Annotated in this window: 16 protein-coding genes; 14 read left to right on the top strand and 2 right to left on the bottom strand. The window is 38.4% G+C overall.

What is annotated here, in order from left to right; all coding sequences use genetic code 11:
* Positions 1-65 precede the first annotated feature (65 nt).
* Genes HBB17_RS15265 through HBB17_RS15285 form a run of 5 tightly spaced genes read left to right on the top strand, consistent with a single transcriptional unit; the run spans position 66 to position 5,082 of the window.
* The gene (locus HBB17_RS15265) at positions 66-2,411 is read left to right on the top strand and encodes an excinuclease ABC subunit UvrA (protein WP_167958378.1); all 2,346 of its coding nucleotides are present in this window, start codon (positions 66-68) and stop codon (positions 2,409-2,411) included.
* On the top strand, positions 2,405-3,349 hold the full coding sequence (locus HBB17_RS15270; protein ID WP_167958379.1) for a serine hydrolase domain-containing protein: 945 nt from the start codon (positions 2,405-2,407) through the stop codon (positions 3,347-3,349). Before HBB17_RS15265 ends, HBB17_RS15270 begins: the two co-directional genes overlap by 7 nt.
* Positions 3,350-3,390: 41 nt before the next feature.
* Positions 3,391-4,188: a GNAT family N-acetyltransferase gene (locus tag HBB17_RS15275; protein ID WP_167958380.1), complete on the top strand. Its 798-nt coding sequence runs from the start codon at positions 3,391-3,393 to the stop codon at positions 4,186-4,188.
* Between the two features lie 54 nt (positions 4,189-4,242).
* A complete protein-coding gene (locus HBB17_RS15280; protein ID WP_167958381.1) occupies positions 4,243-4,833 on the top strand; it encodes a DJ-1/PfpI family protein in 591 nt (196 codons plus the stop codon).
* Between the two features lie 54 nt (positions 4,834-4,887).
* On the top strand, positions 4,888-5,082 hold the full coding sequence (locus HBB17_RS15285) for a hypothetical protein (RefSeq protein WP_167958382.1): 195 nt from the start codon (positions 4,888-4,890) through the stop codon (positions 5,080-5,082).
* Positions 5,083-5,165: 83 nt separating this feature from the next.
* Here HBB17_RS15285 and HBB17_RS15290 read toward each other — a convergent pair whose 3' ends face one another.
* Positions 5,166-6,002, bottom strand: a complete 837-nt coding sequence (locus HBB17_RS15290) for a helix-turn-helix domain-containing protein (protein ID WP_167958383.1) — start codon at positions 6,000-6,002, stop codon at positions 5,166-5,168.
* Between the two features lie 334 nt (positions 6,003-6,336).
* On the opposite strand from HBB17_RS15290, the gene HBB17_RS15295 reads away from it, so the two are divergent.
* From HBB17_RS15295 to HBB17_RS15325, 7 genes are all read left to right on the top strand, one after another.
* Positions 6,337-8,739 (top strand): glycoside hydrolase family 3 protein, encoded by a 2,403-nt coding sequence (locus HBB17_RS15295; RefSeq protein ID WP_167958384.1) that lies wholly within the window; start codon positions 6,337-6,339, stop codon positions 8,737-8,739.
* Between the two features lie 554 nt (positions 8,740-9,293).
* The gene (locus HBB17_RS15300) at positions 9,294-9,863 is read left to right on the top strand and encodes a TetR/AcrR family transcriptional regulator (protein ID WP_167958385.1); all 570 of its coding nucleotides are present in this window, start codon (positions 9,294-9,296) and stop codon (positions 9,861-9,863) included.
* 173 nt (positions 9,864-10,036) lie between these two features.
* Positions 10,037-10,687: a nitroreductase family protein gene (locus HBB17_RS15305; RefSeq protein ID WP_167958386.1), complete on the top strand. Its 651-nt coding sequence runs from the start codon at positions 10,037-10,039 to the stop codon at positions 10,685-10,687.
* Between the two features lie 190 nt (positions 10,688-10,877).
* Positions 10,878-11,666 (top strand): ABC transporter ATP-binding protein, encoded by a 789-nt coding sequence (locus HBB17_RS15310; RefSeq protein WP_167958387.1) that lies wholly within the window; start codon positions 10,878-10,880, stop codon positions 11,664-11,666.
* A 27-nt stretch (positions 11,667-11,693) separates the two neighbouring features.
* Entirely contained in the window at positions 11,694-12,497 is an 804-nt protein-coding gene (locus HBB17_RS15315; protein ID WP_167958388.1) for an ABC transporter permease, read from the top strand.
* 4 nt (positions 12,498-12,501) lie between these two features.
* Entirely contained in the window at positions 12,502-13,299 is a 798-nt protein-coding gene (locus tag HBB17_RS15320) for an ABC transporter permease (RefSeq protein WP_167958389.1), read from the top strand.
* Between the two features lie 83 nt (positions 13,300-13,382).
* Positions 13,383-14,156 (top strand): nucleotidyltransferase domain-containing protein, encoded by a 774-nt coding sequence (locus HBB17_RS15325; protein ID WP_167958390.1) that lies wholly within the window; start codon positions 13,383-13,385, stop codon positions 14,154-14,156.
* A gap of 212 nt (positions 14,157-14,368) precedes the next feature.
* Here the strand turns inward: HBB17_RS15325 and HBB17_RS15330 are convergent, their stop codons facing one another.
* Complete coding sequence (locus HBB17_RS15330) at positions 14,369-15,550, bottom strand: trans-sulfuration enzyme family protein (protein ID WP_167958391.1); 1,182 nt, start codon at positions 15,548-15,550, stop codon at positions 14,369-14,371.
* Between the two features lie 435 nt (positions 15,551-15,985).
* Here HBB17_RS15330 and HBB17_RS15335 point away from each other — a divergent pair, with 435 nt between their 5' ends.
* Positions 15,986-16,852, top strand: coding sequence for an AraC family transcriptional regulator (locus HBB17_RS15335; RefSeq protein ID WP_167958392.1), 867 nt, complete (start codon positions 15,986-15,988; stop codon positions 16,850-16,852).
* Between the two features lie 174 nt (positions 16,853-17,026).
* A complete protein-coding gene (locus tag HBB17_RS15340) occupies positions 17,027-18,007 on the top strand; it encodes a hypothetical protein (protein ID WP_167958393.1) in 981 nt (326 codons plus the stop codon).
* Positions 18,008-18,122 lie beyond the last annotated feature (115 nt).

Consider the following 18,122-nt stretch of genomic DNA (forward strand, 5'->3'; position numbering starts at 1 on the left):
TCCCGTGTGCGAATACGACTTGATTAAACGCCATGTATTCCTACAAACTTAAAGAGGGGAACGGAATGAAGAAAAACATAACGATTCAAAATGCAAGGATCCATAATCTACAGGGAGTGAATGTATCCATACCAAAGAACAAAATGACGGTGATCACTGGAGTATCGGGGAGCGGCAAATCCAGTCTGGCATTTGATACGCTGTATGAGGAAGGGAAGAAGCGATATCTTACGTTTTCTGGGACACAATTCATGGTGGAACAGGAGCAGAGTTTCGATCGGATCGATGGATTATCGCCAACGGTTGCAGTAGAACAACGTGTGATTCGGCAATCAAATCCCAGAAGTACCGTGGGAACAAGGATTAAGTTGGAGGCAATGTTAGCCGCTCTACTAAGCAACTATGGAGAAAAAGATCCTCGTTACGATGATGGTAAACCGTTGGAGATTGCTATGTTTCAAAAGAATTCTCCCAAAGGCATGTGTATCAAATGCATGGGAGCGGGGTCTATCTATACGGTTGATGAAGACCAGATCTTCCAGGATCCAGAAGTGACTTTGGAGAATCTATTCGGAGGCGAACAGACACATTACTGCCATTTGACCTATCATTTTGAAAAAGCATATGGCGTACGTTCCAATCGAACACTGGATTCATTGAGTGAAGAAGAAATGATGCTATTCAAGTATGGAGATGGAGGAAAGAAACGTTTTCTAGGCGTTGTTCCCTGGTTGATTCAAAGCTATAATTATCATCGGCAGAAGAATAGAAAGAATTGGATTACAAAATTAGATTGTATACAATACAAGACCTGTCCAAAATGCAAAGGAATGGGAATCAGTGAACAAGCAGCACATACAACATTTGCAGGGAAGAACCTGGTAGAGATGGAACGAATGGACATAGGAGAACTGTATGAATTCTTAAAGCAACAGGAAGGAAACAATACGTTGCTTAGTCAAATTCTTCTTAAATTACAATGCCTGATTGATGTTGGCTTGCACCATCTTTCTCTTTCTAGAAAGATTCCAACCCTATCCGGTGGAGAGATGCAGCGGTTGTTCTTAGCTGCCTATATTATAGCGGAGATGGATTCTATCATCTTTATCTTCGATGAGCCAACGATTGGATTGCATGAGATAGAGAAGAAGAATCTAATCCATATCATTCGGAAATTGGTGGACAGCGGAAATACGGTTGTTGCGGTGGAACATGATGAGAATTTTATGCGTGAAGCGGATTACATCATTGATATGGGGCCGGATGCGGGAATTCATGGCGGACAAAAGATCTATGAAGGCGATTATGCAGGATTTCTCTCATGTAAGGAATCTCGAACCGCTCCATATCTCACAAAGGAACAAGGTTTTAACATTAAGAATACCTATCGGCCAGTGAATCCAAAACAACAACTGCAGATTACCCATGCCAATCTACACAACCTGAAAGATGTCAATGTTACCATACCGCTTGGTGTCATGGTTGGTGTAGCGGGTGTATCGGGAAGTGGAAAATCCAGTTTGATCTCGGATACGTTAGTACCCAAATTAAAGGAAATGTTAAAAACCAAATTTGTCTCTAGTGGTGGAGAGTCCAACGAAAGAGTAGAAGCAACTCTTGAAGGCGTAGAGAAAATCAAACGTTGCTACGTGATCGATCAACGTCCAATTGGAAGAACGAAAACCTCTTGTCCAGCAACCTATATTGGAATCATGGACCGTGTGCGTATCTTATTCGCACAGACAGAAGAGGCTAAAGAGCTTGGCTATACAGCAGGTATGTTCTCGGTGAATTCTGAGGGTGGATGCCCTACCTGCAAAGGAGAAGGGGTCGTACATTATTATGTAGGTTTCGGTAATTTTATGGACGTGACTTGTGAAGATTGTGAAGGAACCGGTTATGTAAAAGAAGCAATGGATGTCACCTTGGATGGAAAAAACATTCGAGAGATTTTACAGATGAGTGTGGATGAAGCCGTTGAATTCTTCAAAGATAAGGATTCAAAGATCGAGGAGATGTTAGCCATTCTACAACGGGTAGGCATGGGATATATTAAACTTGGGCAAGCAACGCCAACAATATCAGGTGGCGAGAGCCAGCGAATCAAACTGGCAAAAGAGCTATCCAAGGGGAGTACGGCAAAAGGAGCCTTGTACATATTAGATGAACCAACGACCGGCTTGTCATTCAGTGATAGTGAAAAATTGCTGTTATTAATGAATGAATTGGTTGATCGAGGAAACTCCGTAATTGTGACGGAACATGATCCCTATATCCTTTCTAATTGCGATCATTTGATTGAGATGGGAATCGGGGGAGGACGTGAAGGTGGCGAGGTCATTGCAACAGGAACACCAAAAGAATTAAAAGAAAATACGAAATCCATCATAGGTAGGTATCTAAAATGTTAAAAGAGGAAATTGATGCATATGTGAATCGAAAACGCTATCGCCAGATCAACAGTATTCTTCTATATGAGAAGGGGGAGATTGTGGCAGAATGTTACTATAATGGATTTACGCCAGAAAGCCGTAATGTGATCCGATCCATTGGAAAAAGTATTACCTCTATACTAGTAGGACTTTGTTTAGACAAGGGGTTCATCAAAAGCTTAGATGATCCCATTGCTAAGTACATTCCGCTGTTTGCTGAAAATCGGCACCCTTATCATAAGCTGATCAAGGTACGTCATCTCCTGACGATGTCATCGGGTATTTACTGGGTTGGAGGTGTTCACTATCATTGTCCACTTCTAAGGCAATTGCGTATGTCCGATAACTGGCTTGCCTATATCGCCGATGTTGCCTGTAGTGATGTTCCAGGTATGCGATATAATTACAAGGAATGGGATGTTCTATTGTTAGCCCATGTGATTGAACAAGCCTGTGGGGAAGACCTCTACGATTTCCTAAATCGGGAATTGTATCAACCTCTGGGGATTGTGAGTGGACGATGGTGGAAAAGTCCTTGTGGGACAACCTATAGTGTTGCGGGAGGCGATAATGAGGCAGAGGAGAGAACTTCGAATCTGTCTGCGAGAGATTTATTAAAGATTGGTCAGTTATTCCTTAATGGAGGTGTCTATGAAGGAAAACAGATTTTATCGAACAACTATATACAGCAGGCAATTACACCTTCCAAAGAAAACCCGGGATATGGATATATGTGGTGGATTGGTGAAGGATGGTATGGATGCCATGGATATGGTGGTCAGAATGTAACGGTTATGCCAGACAAGCAGAAGATCTATGTCATGCAAGCAACACCAACTTTACGAGCAATGGAATATGAAGATATGGTAAGTTATGTCTTGGAAGAGGATATCCATTGGATGGATCGAAGACGGTAGAGCAAAGTTAAAAGAGTTACAATCGAAGGAGGAGAATCAACATGTACGAAACATTATTAGAAGAGAGATGTCCAAGTTATTCCGGTATTCTAGCAGGAACCGCCAAAGGAGATTGCTATTTTAGCAAAGAGGAGCCACCTTTGCTGGCTGTAATCTATTCTTGGTGCGTAGGTGGATATGGTATCTTGGCGGACCGAAGTCAAATTCATGCAGATGCAGAAGGTATCGCAAAAATTAAACAATTTTTATATGGGGAGGTTTTTCCTGCCATTAAGGAAAAAGGATTTGAAGAATTCGAATTTTCTGTAGAAGACGAAGAACTACGAAATGCTGTTTTGGAGGCGCTAAAAGGAGAAAAACTAGAACAAGAGATGGAATACTCCTTTCGAAGAGGGGAGAAACTAGAAGAACAAAGAACATTACCTTCCGAATATCAACTTGTACAAGTGGATGAGCATTTTCTTGCACAAGTGAGAGCGCATCAATACAAACAGGAGGAAATGCTATTACCAAGGGTAAATGCATCCTTTCAATCAGATGAAGATTTTTTAAAGAATAGTCTTGCAATAGCAGTCCTTTATGAAGAAACCATTGTTGGCATTTGTTTTGGAAGTGCAAGATTTCATGAGTACCTTGTAGTTGATATTAAAACCGATAAAAATCATCGCCGCAAAGGAATTGCGACTGCCATGACAACGGCATTTGTTAATGCATGTGTTGATAAGAAATGTGTGGTACAATGGGACTGTGTGGATTCCAATGATGCTTCGAAGGCAGTTGCGAAAGCCTGTGGATTTCAACCATTTAAGGCAAGAAAATTTTATTGGTTTACATTTTAGCAGATATGTCAACGTATTATAGAAGACGGAGTTACGAGGAAGAGGGGAGAGCATATGAAGATTTATTTTATCTTATTTGATGGATTTGAGACATTGGATTTGTTTGGCCCAGTGGAAATCTTAGCGAGACAGGAGAGTCATGAATTGTATTATTGTTCTCTTACAGGAGGAACCATTTACAGTGCGCAAAAGACACCAATCGATACGGTACCATTTAAGGAGATTGAATCAGATGGGGTGATCGTCTTACCGGGTGGAAGAGGAACAAGAAACTTGGTAAACAATGAGGAATTCTTGCTCCATTTAAAAGAGATTAGTAAACAAGCTACGTATTGTCTGTCAATCTGCACAGGATCTGCGTTACTTGGACAAGCTGGAATATTAGATGGAAGACAAGCTACTTCGAATAAATCGGCATTCGATTGGGTTATGTCTACATCAGAGAAGGTGCAATGGCAAAAACAAGCGCGATGGGTGGTGGATGGCAAATTCTACACCTCATCAGGAGTATCTGCGGGTATGGATATGGCACTTGGATTCATGGCAGATCGTTATGGAATAGAAGTAGCAAGAAAGATTGCAAAAGATATCGAATACGTATGGAATGAAGACAGCAAGAACGATCCATTTGCTCGTAAGGATTGATAGAAAGGACAAAAAAGATAGATGTTTATTAAGGAAGATCATACTTTTCAGGATATGAGAAAGAATTCAACCATGCAGTGGTTAGAGGAAGTACAAGCAGGAGAAGACCTTGTGAACAAGCATGGTGCAAAATTAACCATAGAATATATAGAATCTCTGCAACAGGAGATAGCAAAATTACAAGATCAGATTGTGTTGCGAGATGAGTTCTTAAAACGTTTGAAAAAGAAAAATGCCAAAATCGATTAGCAATAAATAATTCCAAAGTGATGTCCTACAACGTTGTATGAAGAACATCCTTTGGATTTTTTGCATCTATGATTAAGAATGGCTTAGGAATGTTTCTGCTTACGAATTGCAGTAGGCGTTGTATGATAGGTTTCTTTGAACAATTGATAGAAGAGTTTATGGTTGGTAAAGCCATGCCGATTCAGTATATCGATAATGGCATCCTCGGTATAGGTAAGGTCATGTACGATATGAGAAATTCGCACAAGATTGACGTACTTCAGAAAGGAGAAACCGATCTGTTTCTTAAAATAGCGGCAGAAATACTCTGGATTCAAGGCAAATATACCAGATACCCCCTGAAGTGTGAGTTGTTCCATATAATGTTCTTCTATGTAAGTAATGATATTTCGCATTCGTTCATTGGCTTTTGTATCCGTAGCAACAGAGATTCCATTCTGCCTTGTAGAAAACTGCGTATAAAGTGTATAGAGAAACGTTTGTAACCATTGACAGAACAAAAAGGGATAGCCATCTTCCTTCTGTTCATAGACATCTTTCATGGAATGAAGAGCATGGAGCAGCTCTTGATATGCTTCATTTTTTTGAAAAGTACGGTTTGGCATGTAGGATTGAAAGGTTATCTGGCTGAGGTCAGGAAGGGCATTTTTCAGGTATTCATAAGGAATCTGTAGTAGAAGAACCTTCGTATTTCCGATACTTTTGGTGTAGTGAATATCGGTAGAATTGATGATCATTAGGTCATTGCTATTCAGCAGGAGATTATTCTGGTTACAGATCACCTGCATCTGTCCCTGCAAGATTAGAATGACTTCGATATGGGTATGCCAATGGTTTGGTACGATGGAGTAACTCGAGTTATAGATGTCAAAATAAACGGGCAATAGTGGCTTGGCTAGGATAATTTCATGTTTAGACATAATCGTTCCTTTCTGATTCTTTCATGGATTGGTGCTTATTCCTTCTACATTTTTTAATCACACATCTGAATTCATTATATGTCAATATTGACCTAATAACAAGTCAGTAATGCTATTGTTATAGTGCATAATTTCGATTAAGATATGAATAGAATGTTTATAACTGGTTAGGGTGTCAAAGGATGTCCTGTATTACATGAGATAAGGTAATATTTGGGGATGTTTGCGAAGAAACAGGTTAGATCTTGACGTCCTAATCCAAGATTATATGAGAATTGGAACGGATTTGGCAAAGTACCCAGATCGAATTCCATGATTATAGGAGGGATTCATAATGGATAAGTGGCAAAGGGTAACATATTTACCTAATCTTCCTTTAGGAGAGAAGGGGGAACGCGTTACTGCATGTAAGGAACATATCGAACGATCGAAGGAAGCTGCAAAAGAGGGGATGGTTCTGTTAAAGAATGAACAGCAGATCTTACCGCTTAAAAAGAATAGCAAGGTTGCTTTATTTGGTAAGGGAACCTTCGATTATGTCAAAGGTGGTGGTGGAAGTGGTGATGTTGTCGTTGCCTATACTACAAACCTATATGAAGGCTTTGCAAGCTTATCAAATCATGTACAGGTGTTTGATGAATTGGCGGACTACTACAAAGGATATGTAGACGAGCAGTATAAAAAAGGAATTCTTCCAGGTTTGCTGGTAGAACCAGAACTTTCCGATGCGTTATGTGAAAGAGCACGTAACTATACAGATGTGGCAATTGTGACAATCTGCCGTTTCTCAGGAGAGGATTGGGACCGCAAGAGTACCTATGACCCTGTAGAGGAAAAGGAAGACGACGAGAATAAGAATATCTTTGAAGATGGTGATTTTTATCTGTCTCATGCAGAAAAAGCGATGATTGATAAAGTGAAACAGTATTTTACCAATATCGTTGTTGTACTAAATGTTGGTGGAATGGTGGATACTTGTTGGTTTAAAGATGATGCAGCAATGAAAGCCGTGTTAATGGCTTGGCAAGGTGGTATTGAAGGTGGGAAAGCAACGGCAGAAGTATTGTGTGGAATCACAAATCCATCAGGAAAATTAGCGGATACCTTTGCGAAAACATTGGAGGATTACCCATCGAGTGAACATTTTCATGAATCCAAACAATATGTAGATTATCTAGAAGATGTGTATGTGGGATATCGATATTTTGAAACGATACCAGAAGCGTATGACAAGGTAAATTATGAATTCGGTTATGGACTATCGTACACAACGTTCCAATACAATGTACGAAACTTTGAAGAACAGAATGGTTCCTTCTTGGTAGAGGTAACAGTAACGAATACAGGAAAGATCCCTGGTAAAGAAGTAATACAACTATATGTTGCACCACCACAAGGATTGCTTGGCAAACCAAAGAAGAATCTGATTGCTTTCCAGAAGACAAGATTGTTACAATGTGGGGAAACGCAGACCGTATTCTTAACTTTTGATCGGAAAGACCTCGCATCCTTCGATGATTTGGGCAAGATTCAAAAATCAGCTTATGTATTAGAAAAAGGTAGTTATCAATTCTATGTCGGTACCTCTGTCCGTAATGTGATCCTGATTCCGAAGAATGTGAGTATAACAGAAAATGAAGTTGTAGCGCAATTGCATTCCTACCTTGCACCAACAAGTCTGAAGAAACGAATGCTTGCAGATGGTAGCTATGAAGAATTGCCTACAGGAAATGCAAACGATCCAGATTACAATGAATTAGTACCAATGAAGAAAAAATCAACAGACGGATTAACGCCAGCAACGCGGGCGAGAGAAGGTTTCCTATGTTGGCAATCTGCTTACAAAGAAGGAATTCATCCATTTATAGAAGTGGCAGAAGGAAAAGTATCTCTTGATGACTTCATCGACCAGTTAACGAATGAAGACCTTGCACATCTTCTTGGAGGACAACCGAATACAGGCTTGGCGAATACCTTTGGATTTGGTAATATACCGGAATACGGGGTTCCTAATGTAATGACAGCAGATGGTCCTGCAGGTCTACGTGTTACGAAGGAAAGTGGCGTAAAGACCACCGCATGGCCATGTGCGACAGCGATTGCCTGTTCATGGAATGAAGAACTTGCTTACCTGGTTGGAGAAGCAGGTGCCAAGGAAGTGAAAGAGAATAATATTGGAATCTGGTTAACACCAGCTGTAAATATTCATAGAAGTCCATTATGTGGACGTAACTTTGAATACTATTCGGAAGATCCTTATCTGACAGGAAAGATGGCATCCGCAATGGTACAAGGAATTCAATCGCAACATATTGCAGCAACCGTGAAACACTTTGCCTTGAATAACAAGGAAACAAATCGAAAAGACAGTGATTCTAGAGTGTCAGAACGTGCAGCAAGAGAAATCTATCTCAAAGCATTTGAAATGATCGTAAAAGAAGCAGATCCATGGTGCATCATGACCTCTTATAATATCATCAACGGTCACAGAGCTTCGGAAGATGTTGATCTATTAGAAGGCATTCTTCGTGGAGAATGGAACTTCAAGGGTATGGTCACAACGGATTGGTGGACATTTGGTGAACATTACAAAGAAGTAAAAGCAGGCAATGATATCAAGATGGGATGTGGATTCCCAGAACGTTTACTAGAAGCATTGGATAAGGGAATTCTTACTCGTGAGGAAATGCTACAGTGTGGAAAACGAATCTTAGAATTGCTTCTTAAGATAGATTAATTAGAGGTTACATACATGAACTTCGCACTTGTCGTTTTTCATTAAGTAGGCGTAAGTACATACAATCGACATCGTTTTTACTGTGGGAAGTTTCCGTTATATAATGAAAGAATAGCTTTGGATAAGTTAATAATTAAGGGAAAAAACATTCGAAAGGAATCTTCTAACAAGACCACTTTCGAATGTTTTTTTGTATCTATTTTGGATATAGATTTGCGAAACGAAGTTTGCGAATAGGATTGTATATATCGAGCAAACTTCGCACTTATTTGTGTTGAAAGAGTATGTGATTGTAATATACGCTAAGTAAAATTTTCTTTGTGTGAAGTTTGAATATATAAAATAAAGATAAAGATAAAGATAAAGATAAAGATAAAGATAAAGATAAAAATAAGAATTAGAAAAAGAATTAGAGAAAGAATTAGAAGACTTCTACAAATTAAATGTTTACAAGTGTTAATATTAATGCTATTATATGTTTACAGGTGTTAACATAGAAAATGAAAACAAATTAACTAGCATCAGTTTGTAAGTTATTTTGAGAGAGGAGGATTATGGAGAAAAAGGCATATCATCATGGAAACCTTCAAACAGAATTAATTGAAGAGGGCTTAGCGTTAATCCATGAGCAGGGAATTGGAAGTTTTTCATTGAGAAAATTAGTGAAACGAATTGGAGTGTCACCAACTGCTTGCTATAATCATTTTGCAACAGTGGATGATCTTCTTGGTGAGATGCAGAATTATGTGACTAAGAAGTTTTGTGATACGTTGACAGAAGCCGTTAAGGAGAAAGATTTACGCATGGCAACATTATATATGGGGAAAGCATATGTAAGGTTCTTTTCGGATAATCCACATTATTTTTCCTTCATGTATGATAATGAAAATTATAATATTCGTTTAACAGAAACGGAATTTGATGGAGATTATGAACCTTTTCGTATCTTCAAGGAGATTAGTGAGAAAAGCATGGAGGCAAATCACATACCACAGGAGAAGTACCATGATCGGTTGCTTTTGATGTGGGCAACGGTACACGGACTTGCAGCTATGGCAAACATGAAAGGGTTTCACTACGAAGGAGATTGGGAGAGCCTGGTAGAACGAATCATGTGTGAATAAGGAAAAGAATACTGTTAAATAAATGAATAAATAAAATCGAAAAAAAGATAAAAATCGCATGGGAATAAAACCCAAAATAAAAACTTCATAAATCAAAAATGCAACCCAAAATAGAAACAAAAAATAAAGTCTAAAAATAAAAACAAATATAAAAAACGAAAGGGAGTATACATATGAATATAATGGAGGCAATGGAACAACGTCATGCAGTAAGAAATTATGATCAGAGAAAAATCAGTGAGGTAATCAAAAAACAATTAGTGGAAGAGATTGAACAGTGTAACCAAGAAGGAAAGTTAGCCATTCAATTGGTTACAGAAGATGAGACCGTGTTCAAAGGGCTGAAAGCACATTTTGGAGGATTTCGCGGAGTAAGAAATTACATTGCACTTGTGGGGCCAAAAGGAGATATTGCAGAGGAGCAATTAGGGTATTATGGAGAGCGTATTGTACTGAAAGCACAGCAATTAGGACTTAATTCTTGTTGGGTGGCAGTAACTTATAAGAAAGAGAAATGTAAGATCGTGCTTCAAGAAGAGCAAGATTTATTATGTGTGATTGCCTTAGGATATGGTGTAAAACAAGGAGTTGCTCATAAATCAAAACCAATGGAGGAATTATGCAAGGTGAATGGAACGATGCCTACTTGGTTTATAGATGGAATGAAAGCAGCGATGTTAGCACCAACTGCTATGAATAAGCAAAATTTTTTGATTCTACTTTCCGATGGTAAGCCAGTATTCCAAAAAGGGGAGGGCAAGTATGGCAATATTGATATAGGAATTGTCAAATATCATTTTGAAGTGGGTTCTCAAAAAAAGTGAGTAAATAATCATAACTTGTAATTGCAAATATAGATATAAAAAAATAACTTATTGTGGTTGACATAGACTGCGGAAAGAGGTATAACTAAAGTCCAACTACATATTTTACCTTCGGATTGCTTTGGCAAAATCCAAAGCAAACCAGCCGACTTGGCAAGATATCATTATATAACTACCAGGAGGAAGCACAATGATTACGATGAAAAATGTATGTAAGTCGTACAAAGTAGCAAGAAGAAATGCCGGCTTAAAGCAGGCATGCAAATCCCTGTTTCATCGGGAATATGAAACGATCCATGCTCTCTCGGATGTGAGTTTTACCATTGGAGATGGAGAGATGGTCGGGTACATAGGTCCGAATGGAGCGGGGAAAAGTTCTACCATTAAGATTCTTAGTGGAATATTGACACCAGACAGTGGAACCTGTGATGTGAATGGACGAGTTCCGTGGAAAAACCGCATGCAACACGTGAAGAATATCGGCGTTGTATTTGGTCAAAAATCACAGTTATGGTGGGATGTTCCCGTCATCGATTCCTTTGAATTATTAAGGGATATCTATTCTATACCAGAAGAATTGTATCACACCAATTTAGAAGAACTACAGGAATTATTAGATCTGAAACAACTCCTTCGTACACCAACAAGGCAGTTATCCCTAGGGCAACGTATGCGTTGTGAAATTGCCGCCTCTCTATTACATAGTCCCGACCTATTATTCCTTGATGAACCAACCATTGGTCTTGATGCAGTTTCTAAACTAGCCGTTCGCGAATTCATTTTGAAAAGGAATGAGACACATAAGACAACGGTAATCCTTACTACCCATGATATGCAAGATATTGAAGCATTGACCAAACGGATCATACTAATTGGAAAAGGACAGATTTTATTGGATGGCTCTTTGGGGGACATCAAAGAAGGCAATGCAACCATTGATGAGACGGTAGCGCAGTTATACCGTTCCTATAACATATAGGAACTGCGGGAAAGGAGAATAGATGCAATGAAAAAATATCTATCGTTTTTCCGAATTCGATTCCTAATGGGGGTGCAGTATCGGGCAGCAGCATTAGCAGGAGTGGTGACGCAATTTGTCTGGGGCGGAATGGAGATTTTGATCTTTAAAGCATTTTATGAAGCAAATGCAGAAGCATTTCCAATGACATTTCAAGCAACAACCTCTTATATCTGGCTACAACAAGCATTTCTTGCCTTCTTTATGGCCTGGATGATGGAATCGGAAATCTTTGACTCCATTGTAAATGGAAATATTGCCTATGAATTATGCAGACCAGTACGAATCTATTCCATGTGGTTTGCAAGAAGTGTGGCAAATCGATTATCAAAAGGCGTGTTGCGGTGTTTCCCCATCCTGATTTTCGCCGCATTCTTACCTGCACCTTATGGAATGGCAGCACCAGAAAGTATAAGCAGTTTTCTCTGGTTTCTGTTAACAATGGTATTAGGTTTACTCGTGACCGTGTCCTTTTGTATGTTGATTTATGTATTGACCTTTTTTACCATATCACCTCAAGGATTACGAATATTCTTCGTATCGATGGTAGAATTCTTTGCAGGATCGGTTATTCCATTACCATTTTTCCCAGATAAGATTCGTACGATTATGGAGCTCTTACCCTTTGCAGCCATGCAAAATGTTCCACTTCGTATCTATAGCGGAGATTTAGCAGGAACGTATCTCATAAAACCCATTGTATTGCAAGTCATTTGGTTAATCCTGTTAACGGTGTTTGGGTATTTCCTATGTCGATATGCAGAGAAACGTGTGAGCTTACAGGGAGGTTGAGAGAATGGAAAAGAAGAAATGTGGATTACAGTTATACATACATTACATCTCCATCAACGTAAGAAGCATGATGCAGTACAAATCATCTTTCGTGCTAACGGTGATTGGACAATTTTTGGTGTCATTTAATGTATTTTTAGGAATTTATTTTATGTTTCAGCGATTTCATCAGGTGAAAGGGTATACCTATAGTGAAGTATTATTATGCTTCTCCATTATGTTAATGGAGTTCTCTTTGGCAGAATGTTTTGCAAGAGGATTTGATACCTTCTCTACTATGGTGAAAAAGGGAGAATTTGATCGGGTTATGGTTCGTCCAAGGAATGAAATCCTTCAAGTATTAGGAAGCAAATTCGAATTAACGAGGATTGGTCGAATGCTACAAGCAATTGTCATGTTCATCTATGGAATTGCCTGCAGTGAGATTCAGTGGACAGTAGCCAAAGTTCTTACCATTGTATTCATGCTAGTGGGGGGAATGGCGTTATTTACCGGAATCTTTCTAATCTATGCAGCATTATGTTTTTTTACCTTAGATGGATTGGAATTCATGAATGTTCTGACAGATGGAGCTAGAGAGTATGGAAAATATCCAATTGGAGTCTATGGGAAACGAATGGTACAGATTTGCACCTTTATCGTACCCTATGCATTGGTTCAATATTATCCGTTCCTCTATCTATTAGGCAGACGGACAAGTGGGGTTTACGTTGTTTTACCGTTGTTAGCCATCTTGTTCATGTTTCCTTGTTATGGTTTATGGAGAGTAGGGGTGCGTCATTATAAGTCGTCTGGGTCTTAATTGTATTTGACAAATAGCAGGATAGATCCGTTACCAACAACTATTAATAATAGCTAAAATTCGAATCGGGAGGAAGCAGAACAATGAAAACGTATGAAGCAATTGATCGAATTGGAAAAGCAATCATTGAAGATGGATTATGTGAAGCCATTGTATTAAAAGGGTCCATTGGACGAGGCGACGATGATGCGTACTCGGATATTGATATGTACGTCGTTGTTGCGAAAGAGAAGTATTCGGTTTTTATGGATCGTCGCCTCTCTTATCTTAAGACGTATGGAGAAATCGTCTATTGTACAGAAAATGATTTTGGCGTGAAACAGATGCTAGCAATCTATGAGAATGCCCTACATATCGATCTATATACAACAACAATGGAACAGATTGACCACAATAATCCCGTAAAAGTATATTATGATCCGAAACAACTTTTTGCAGGGTATGAAGTGAAACACCAACCGTATACAGAGGAAGATCTGGTGAAGCTGTTTGATGATTCCCTCTACTATTTTGTTGAGGCAGATTCTGCATATGCAAGGAAGAACTATCCGTGGACCGCCCATATATTATCTGCAGCAATAGCAGGAAGTGTGAAGCTGATGCGCAATCGTTATGACCCAGATTATGCATACCTTGGATTGAAGAAGATTAATGAAATCTTGCCGATGGAAGAATATGAATTAGTGGAAGAAGCATATGCCAATCTGAACAAAGAGGGGTTCCAAAAGGCAAACCAGTGTATCTTAGACATGTTGGAACTTGTTCTTTCGGATATGAAGGAAGAGGTACGGAATGCTTGTAATCTCAAATTCTTTGCGTGGTGTAAGAAGAATGTTAATGTAACGCTGTTTATTTAGCGAGTATAATTTTGATATAAAAAGATAACGAAAGTTTGATGATATTAACGAAGCGGTCTGTTACACGAACGCATAGAAAAATGGAAGAAGAAATTTTGATCGTGGGAAGAACTGATCAAGGTGAGTAAGGGAAGAACTCAAAAAAGAGGGATGTTGCGAAGCAACATCCCTCTGCCTTTTATTGCTATACGTATTGTAAATAGTAGATAGAATTATGCATTAAGTGCACGATCCAGATCACGAATGATATCATCAGCATCTTCAATACCCACTGATAGACGTAATAAGGTATCGGTAATACCAATCTTTTGACGAATCTCTTCTGGAATGGATTCATGTGTCTGGGTTCTCGGATACGTGATCAAGGTTTCCGTTCCACCTAAACTTTCTGCGAAAATCACAAGGTCTACGCCAGATAGAATCTTCTTAACCGTTTCAAAAGAATCCACATTAAAGGATATCATGCTTCCAGAACCAGTGGCTTGGCTACGGTTTACTTCATAACCAGGATGATCTGGAAAACCAATGTAGTTTACATTTTTCACTTTCTTTTGCGTACGTAACCATTCTGCAACTTTAATTCCGTTGGCATTGTGTTGCTTCATACGAAGAGCAAGTGTTTTAATTCCACGAATTAATAACCAGCAATCTTGAGGACCTAAGCAACTACCATGTGTTTTTATTTCTAACCGTAGTTGTTCTGCCAAGTCATCACGATTGGTTACAACAAGTCCAGCTAACGTATCATTGTGTCCGCTAAGGAATTTAGTACCACTATGCACAACGATATCAGCACCTAAAGTAAGCGGTTTTTGGAAGTAAGGGGTAAGGAAGGTATTGTCGACTACCGTTATCGCGTTAATTTCTTTGGCTATGGCAACAACTTCTCGAATGTTGATTACTTTCATCATAGGGTTTGTTGGTGTTTCAACAAAAAGCATTTTCGTGTGTTCGGTAATGGCATCTTTGATATTCTGTGTATCTGTCATATCCACATAGGTAAATGTAATTCCATATGTATGGAAGGTATCTGCGCCAAGTCGATACGTACCACCGTAGATGTCATCAGAAAGGATTACCTGATCACCTGGTTTTAGTAAGGAGAATACAGCCATATTAGCAGCTTGTCCACTGGAGAAAGCGAAACCTTCTGTACCACATTCAAGAATTGCCATCGTACGTTCCAATTCCTGTCTTGTTGGGTTCTGTAATCTGGCATAATCAAAACCAGTGGATTCACCTAGCCCTTTGTGGCGAAATGTAGCAGATTGAAAAATTGGAAAACTAACGGAACCAGTAAGTGGTTCACAACCAAGTGCACCATGTACACATTTGGATTCAAAGGCTAATCCTTCCTTTCGATCATAACAATCGTAGTTACTAAAATTCTTCATATTCATTTTCCTTTCTTTATAAAACAAATCCCTATGCTTGGTTTGTTTGTTCCTTTTCATTTTTTAATAGGATAAGGGCTTCAAAAGCCCTTATTTATTTTGAGGTCCGTCAATTTCCACAATTTAAGTTTGTCTAACATGTAATACAGGATTATAGTTCACTCCGGGCACGCTCTCGCCCCGCTGAAGTTCGTAGTGGTACATAAGGCTCTAAACTACAGAGTTATTAAAGAAATCCTCCGAGGGATGCGAGCCGAAATTGTATAATTCTATTATAAACACACTATTTCACATGTAAATGCAAATATATGCTTTATATATTTGAAATAGTGCGGTATTATTGTAGAAGTAGGATTGGCAGAAAATCATATTGGTACATTAGATTTAACTACAGGAGACAAGTTTAGTGAACGATGATTTATAGGAGAATGGAAAATGGCAAGTGATAAGAAAGTATATAAGAAAACAGGGTATTTGGATCAGGAATGCAGGATTTTTTACTTAACAGATCATGCAAAGAAACAAATCGAATACCACTATCATGATTTTTATAAGGTATTGATCTTTTTACGAGGAAATGTAACCTATCATATTGAAGGAAAACAGTATAGTCTAAAGACAGGAGACACTGTTTTAGTAAAAGCAGGAGAGATTCATCATCCGCTTATCTATGATGATATACCCTATGAACGAATCATTGCATATGTATCTCCTGATTTTATGAAGATGTATTCCTCACAGGATTCGAATCTATTTCTCTGCTTTGATGAGATACGAAAACAGGATTCCAATCTGATTCGCTTACCCAATTATCATGCGAGTCAGTTGGCGTTGATCGTACAAGAGTTAGCACAGATCTGTGACAAGAAGGAATATGCTTCTGAGTTGTATCAGAAGATGAAATTCATGGAATATATGATTGTGTTAAATCGCTTGATTTTGTCAAAGCATGTAGATTATGCACCAGCCATCACAGCAAATCAGACAGTGTTAGAGATTCTACGTTACATTAATGAGAACATCACCAAAGAGATATCTGTAGATCGCATTGCGGATAAGGTTTTCCTTAACCGTTCCTATATCATGCACCTGTTCAAAGCAGAAACAGGATATACCATTGGAAAATATATTACAGAAAAGAGATTGTTCCTTGCCAGGCAGTATATTGCAGAAGGTATGACGATTCATGAAGCATGTTATAAAAGTGGATTTTTGAACTACAATACCTTTTATCATGCGTACCGTAAGCGGTATCATGTTTCACCCAAAAAGCAGTCGGAACAGACTGATCATATGGATTAGATACCATCTTAAACAAATCGTAAGAAAATAGAAAGATAATTTTCAAGAATTTAACAAAAGAATGACAAAATCGTATGGTACAATGCATTCGATGAATGGTAAAAGTATCCATTTAATAAGCCAGTATGTCATAAGTAAAACACATCGTAGAAAGAAGAGAGGAATGACAGAATTATGAAAAGAAGAATAAATAAAGCAGGAATCCTTATCATAACAATGACAATGCTTTTGTCGCTCGTTGCTTGTGAAAAGAACAAGGATAACCTGGATGCTGCGAAACAAGGGGATACAGTAGAAGCAACCAGTGATACAGAACAGAGCGCGGAGCCTACAACAGAAGCTACAATGGAGGCTTCAGCAACAGAGGAACCTGTAGTAGAAGAGGAACCAATTAAAGAATTAACATATCAAGATTTTGACTCTTTTCAACCAATTAGGGAAGTAGCGATTCCATGTACATTTGAATCAAAAGAAGAGAATGATAATCAGAATACAACATATGAAGCCACAGGAAGCTATGATCTTAACCAAGATGGAACAGATGACACGATTCTATTTAAACATGATTCTGATACTTATGAGTATTCTTTACAGATCAACGAAGCCAATATTACTGACTTTATGGCAACACCAGAATGTTTTTACATTGTTGATCTGGATAAAAGGGATACGTATCAGGAATTGGTCATATATGATAATGGAATGAGTGATGATCCTTGCTTTAACTTTTACCGTTATGATGGAAACAATCTTGTATTGCTTGGTATGATTGGTTCGTTAAGTGATAGTACGATTTCATTTGATGGATATGGTCGTATAGTAAAAGGAGATTCCTTATTAAATCGACTTTCACCATCAATCATCCCTGCATTTTATGAAGTTGAAAAGAATGAATTAAAGATGCATGATTTTGATCTAAGTGAGGTACTTAATCAGGAATACAGTCTATCTGTTGATGAAAATGCTTATTTCTGCGAGACAGATCAAGTAGGGGAAGATTTTATTCCAGACTGGTCTGAAAATATGCAAGATTATGAAATTAATTTAAAAGCAGGTGATAAAATTATGGTAAAAGGTATCTATGATTCCGAAAGATATTGGGTCGTATTACCAGATGGAAGAAGTGGAATGTTGTATTACTGGATTGGTGATTGATGAATGATTGATCACAGGAGCAAAAGATCAATATATAGTTACCGTATCGTTTAAGAACAAAAATATATTCAGGTTATGGAAGAGGAAATCTTGAGTAATATAGATTTCCTCTTTT

Origin of the sequence: Anaerosporobacter faecicola (assembly GCF_012070565.1) — a bacterium.
In the GTDB taxonomy this organism is placed as follows: Bacteria; Bacillota; Clostridia; order Lachnospirales; family Lachnospiraceae; genus Anaerosporobacter; species Anaerosporobacter faecicola.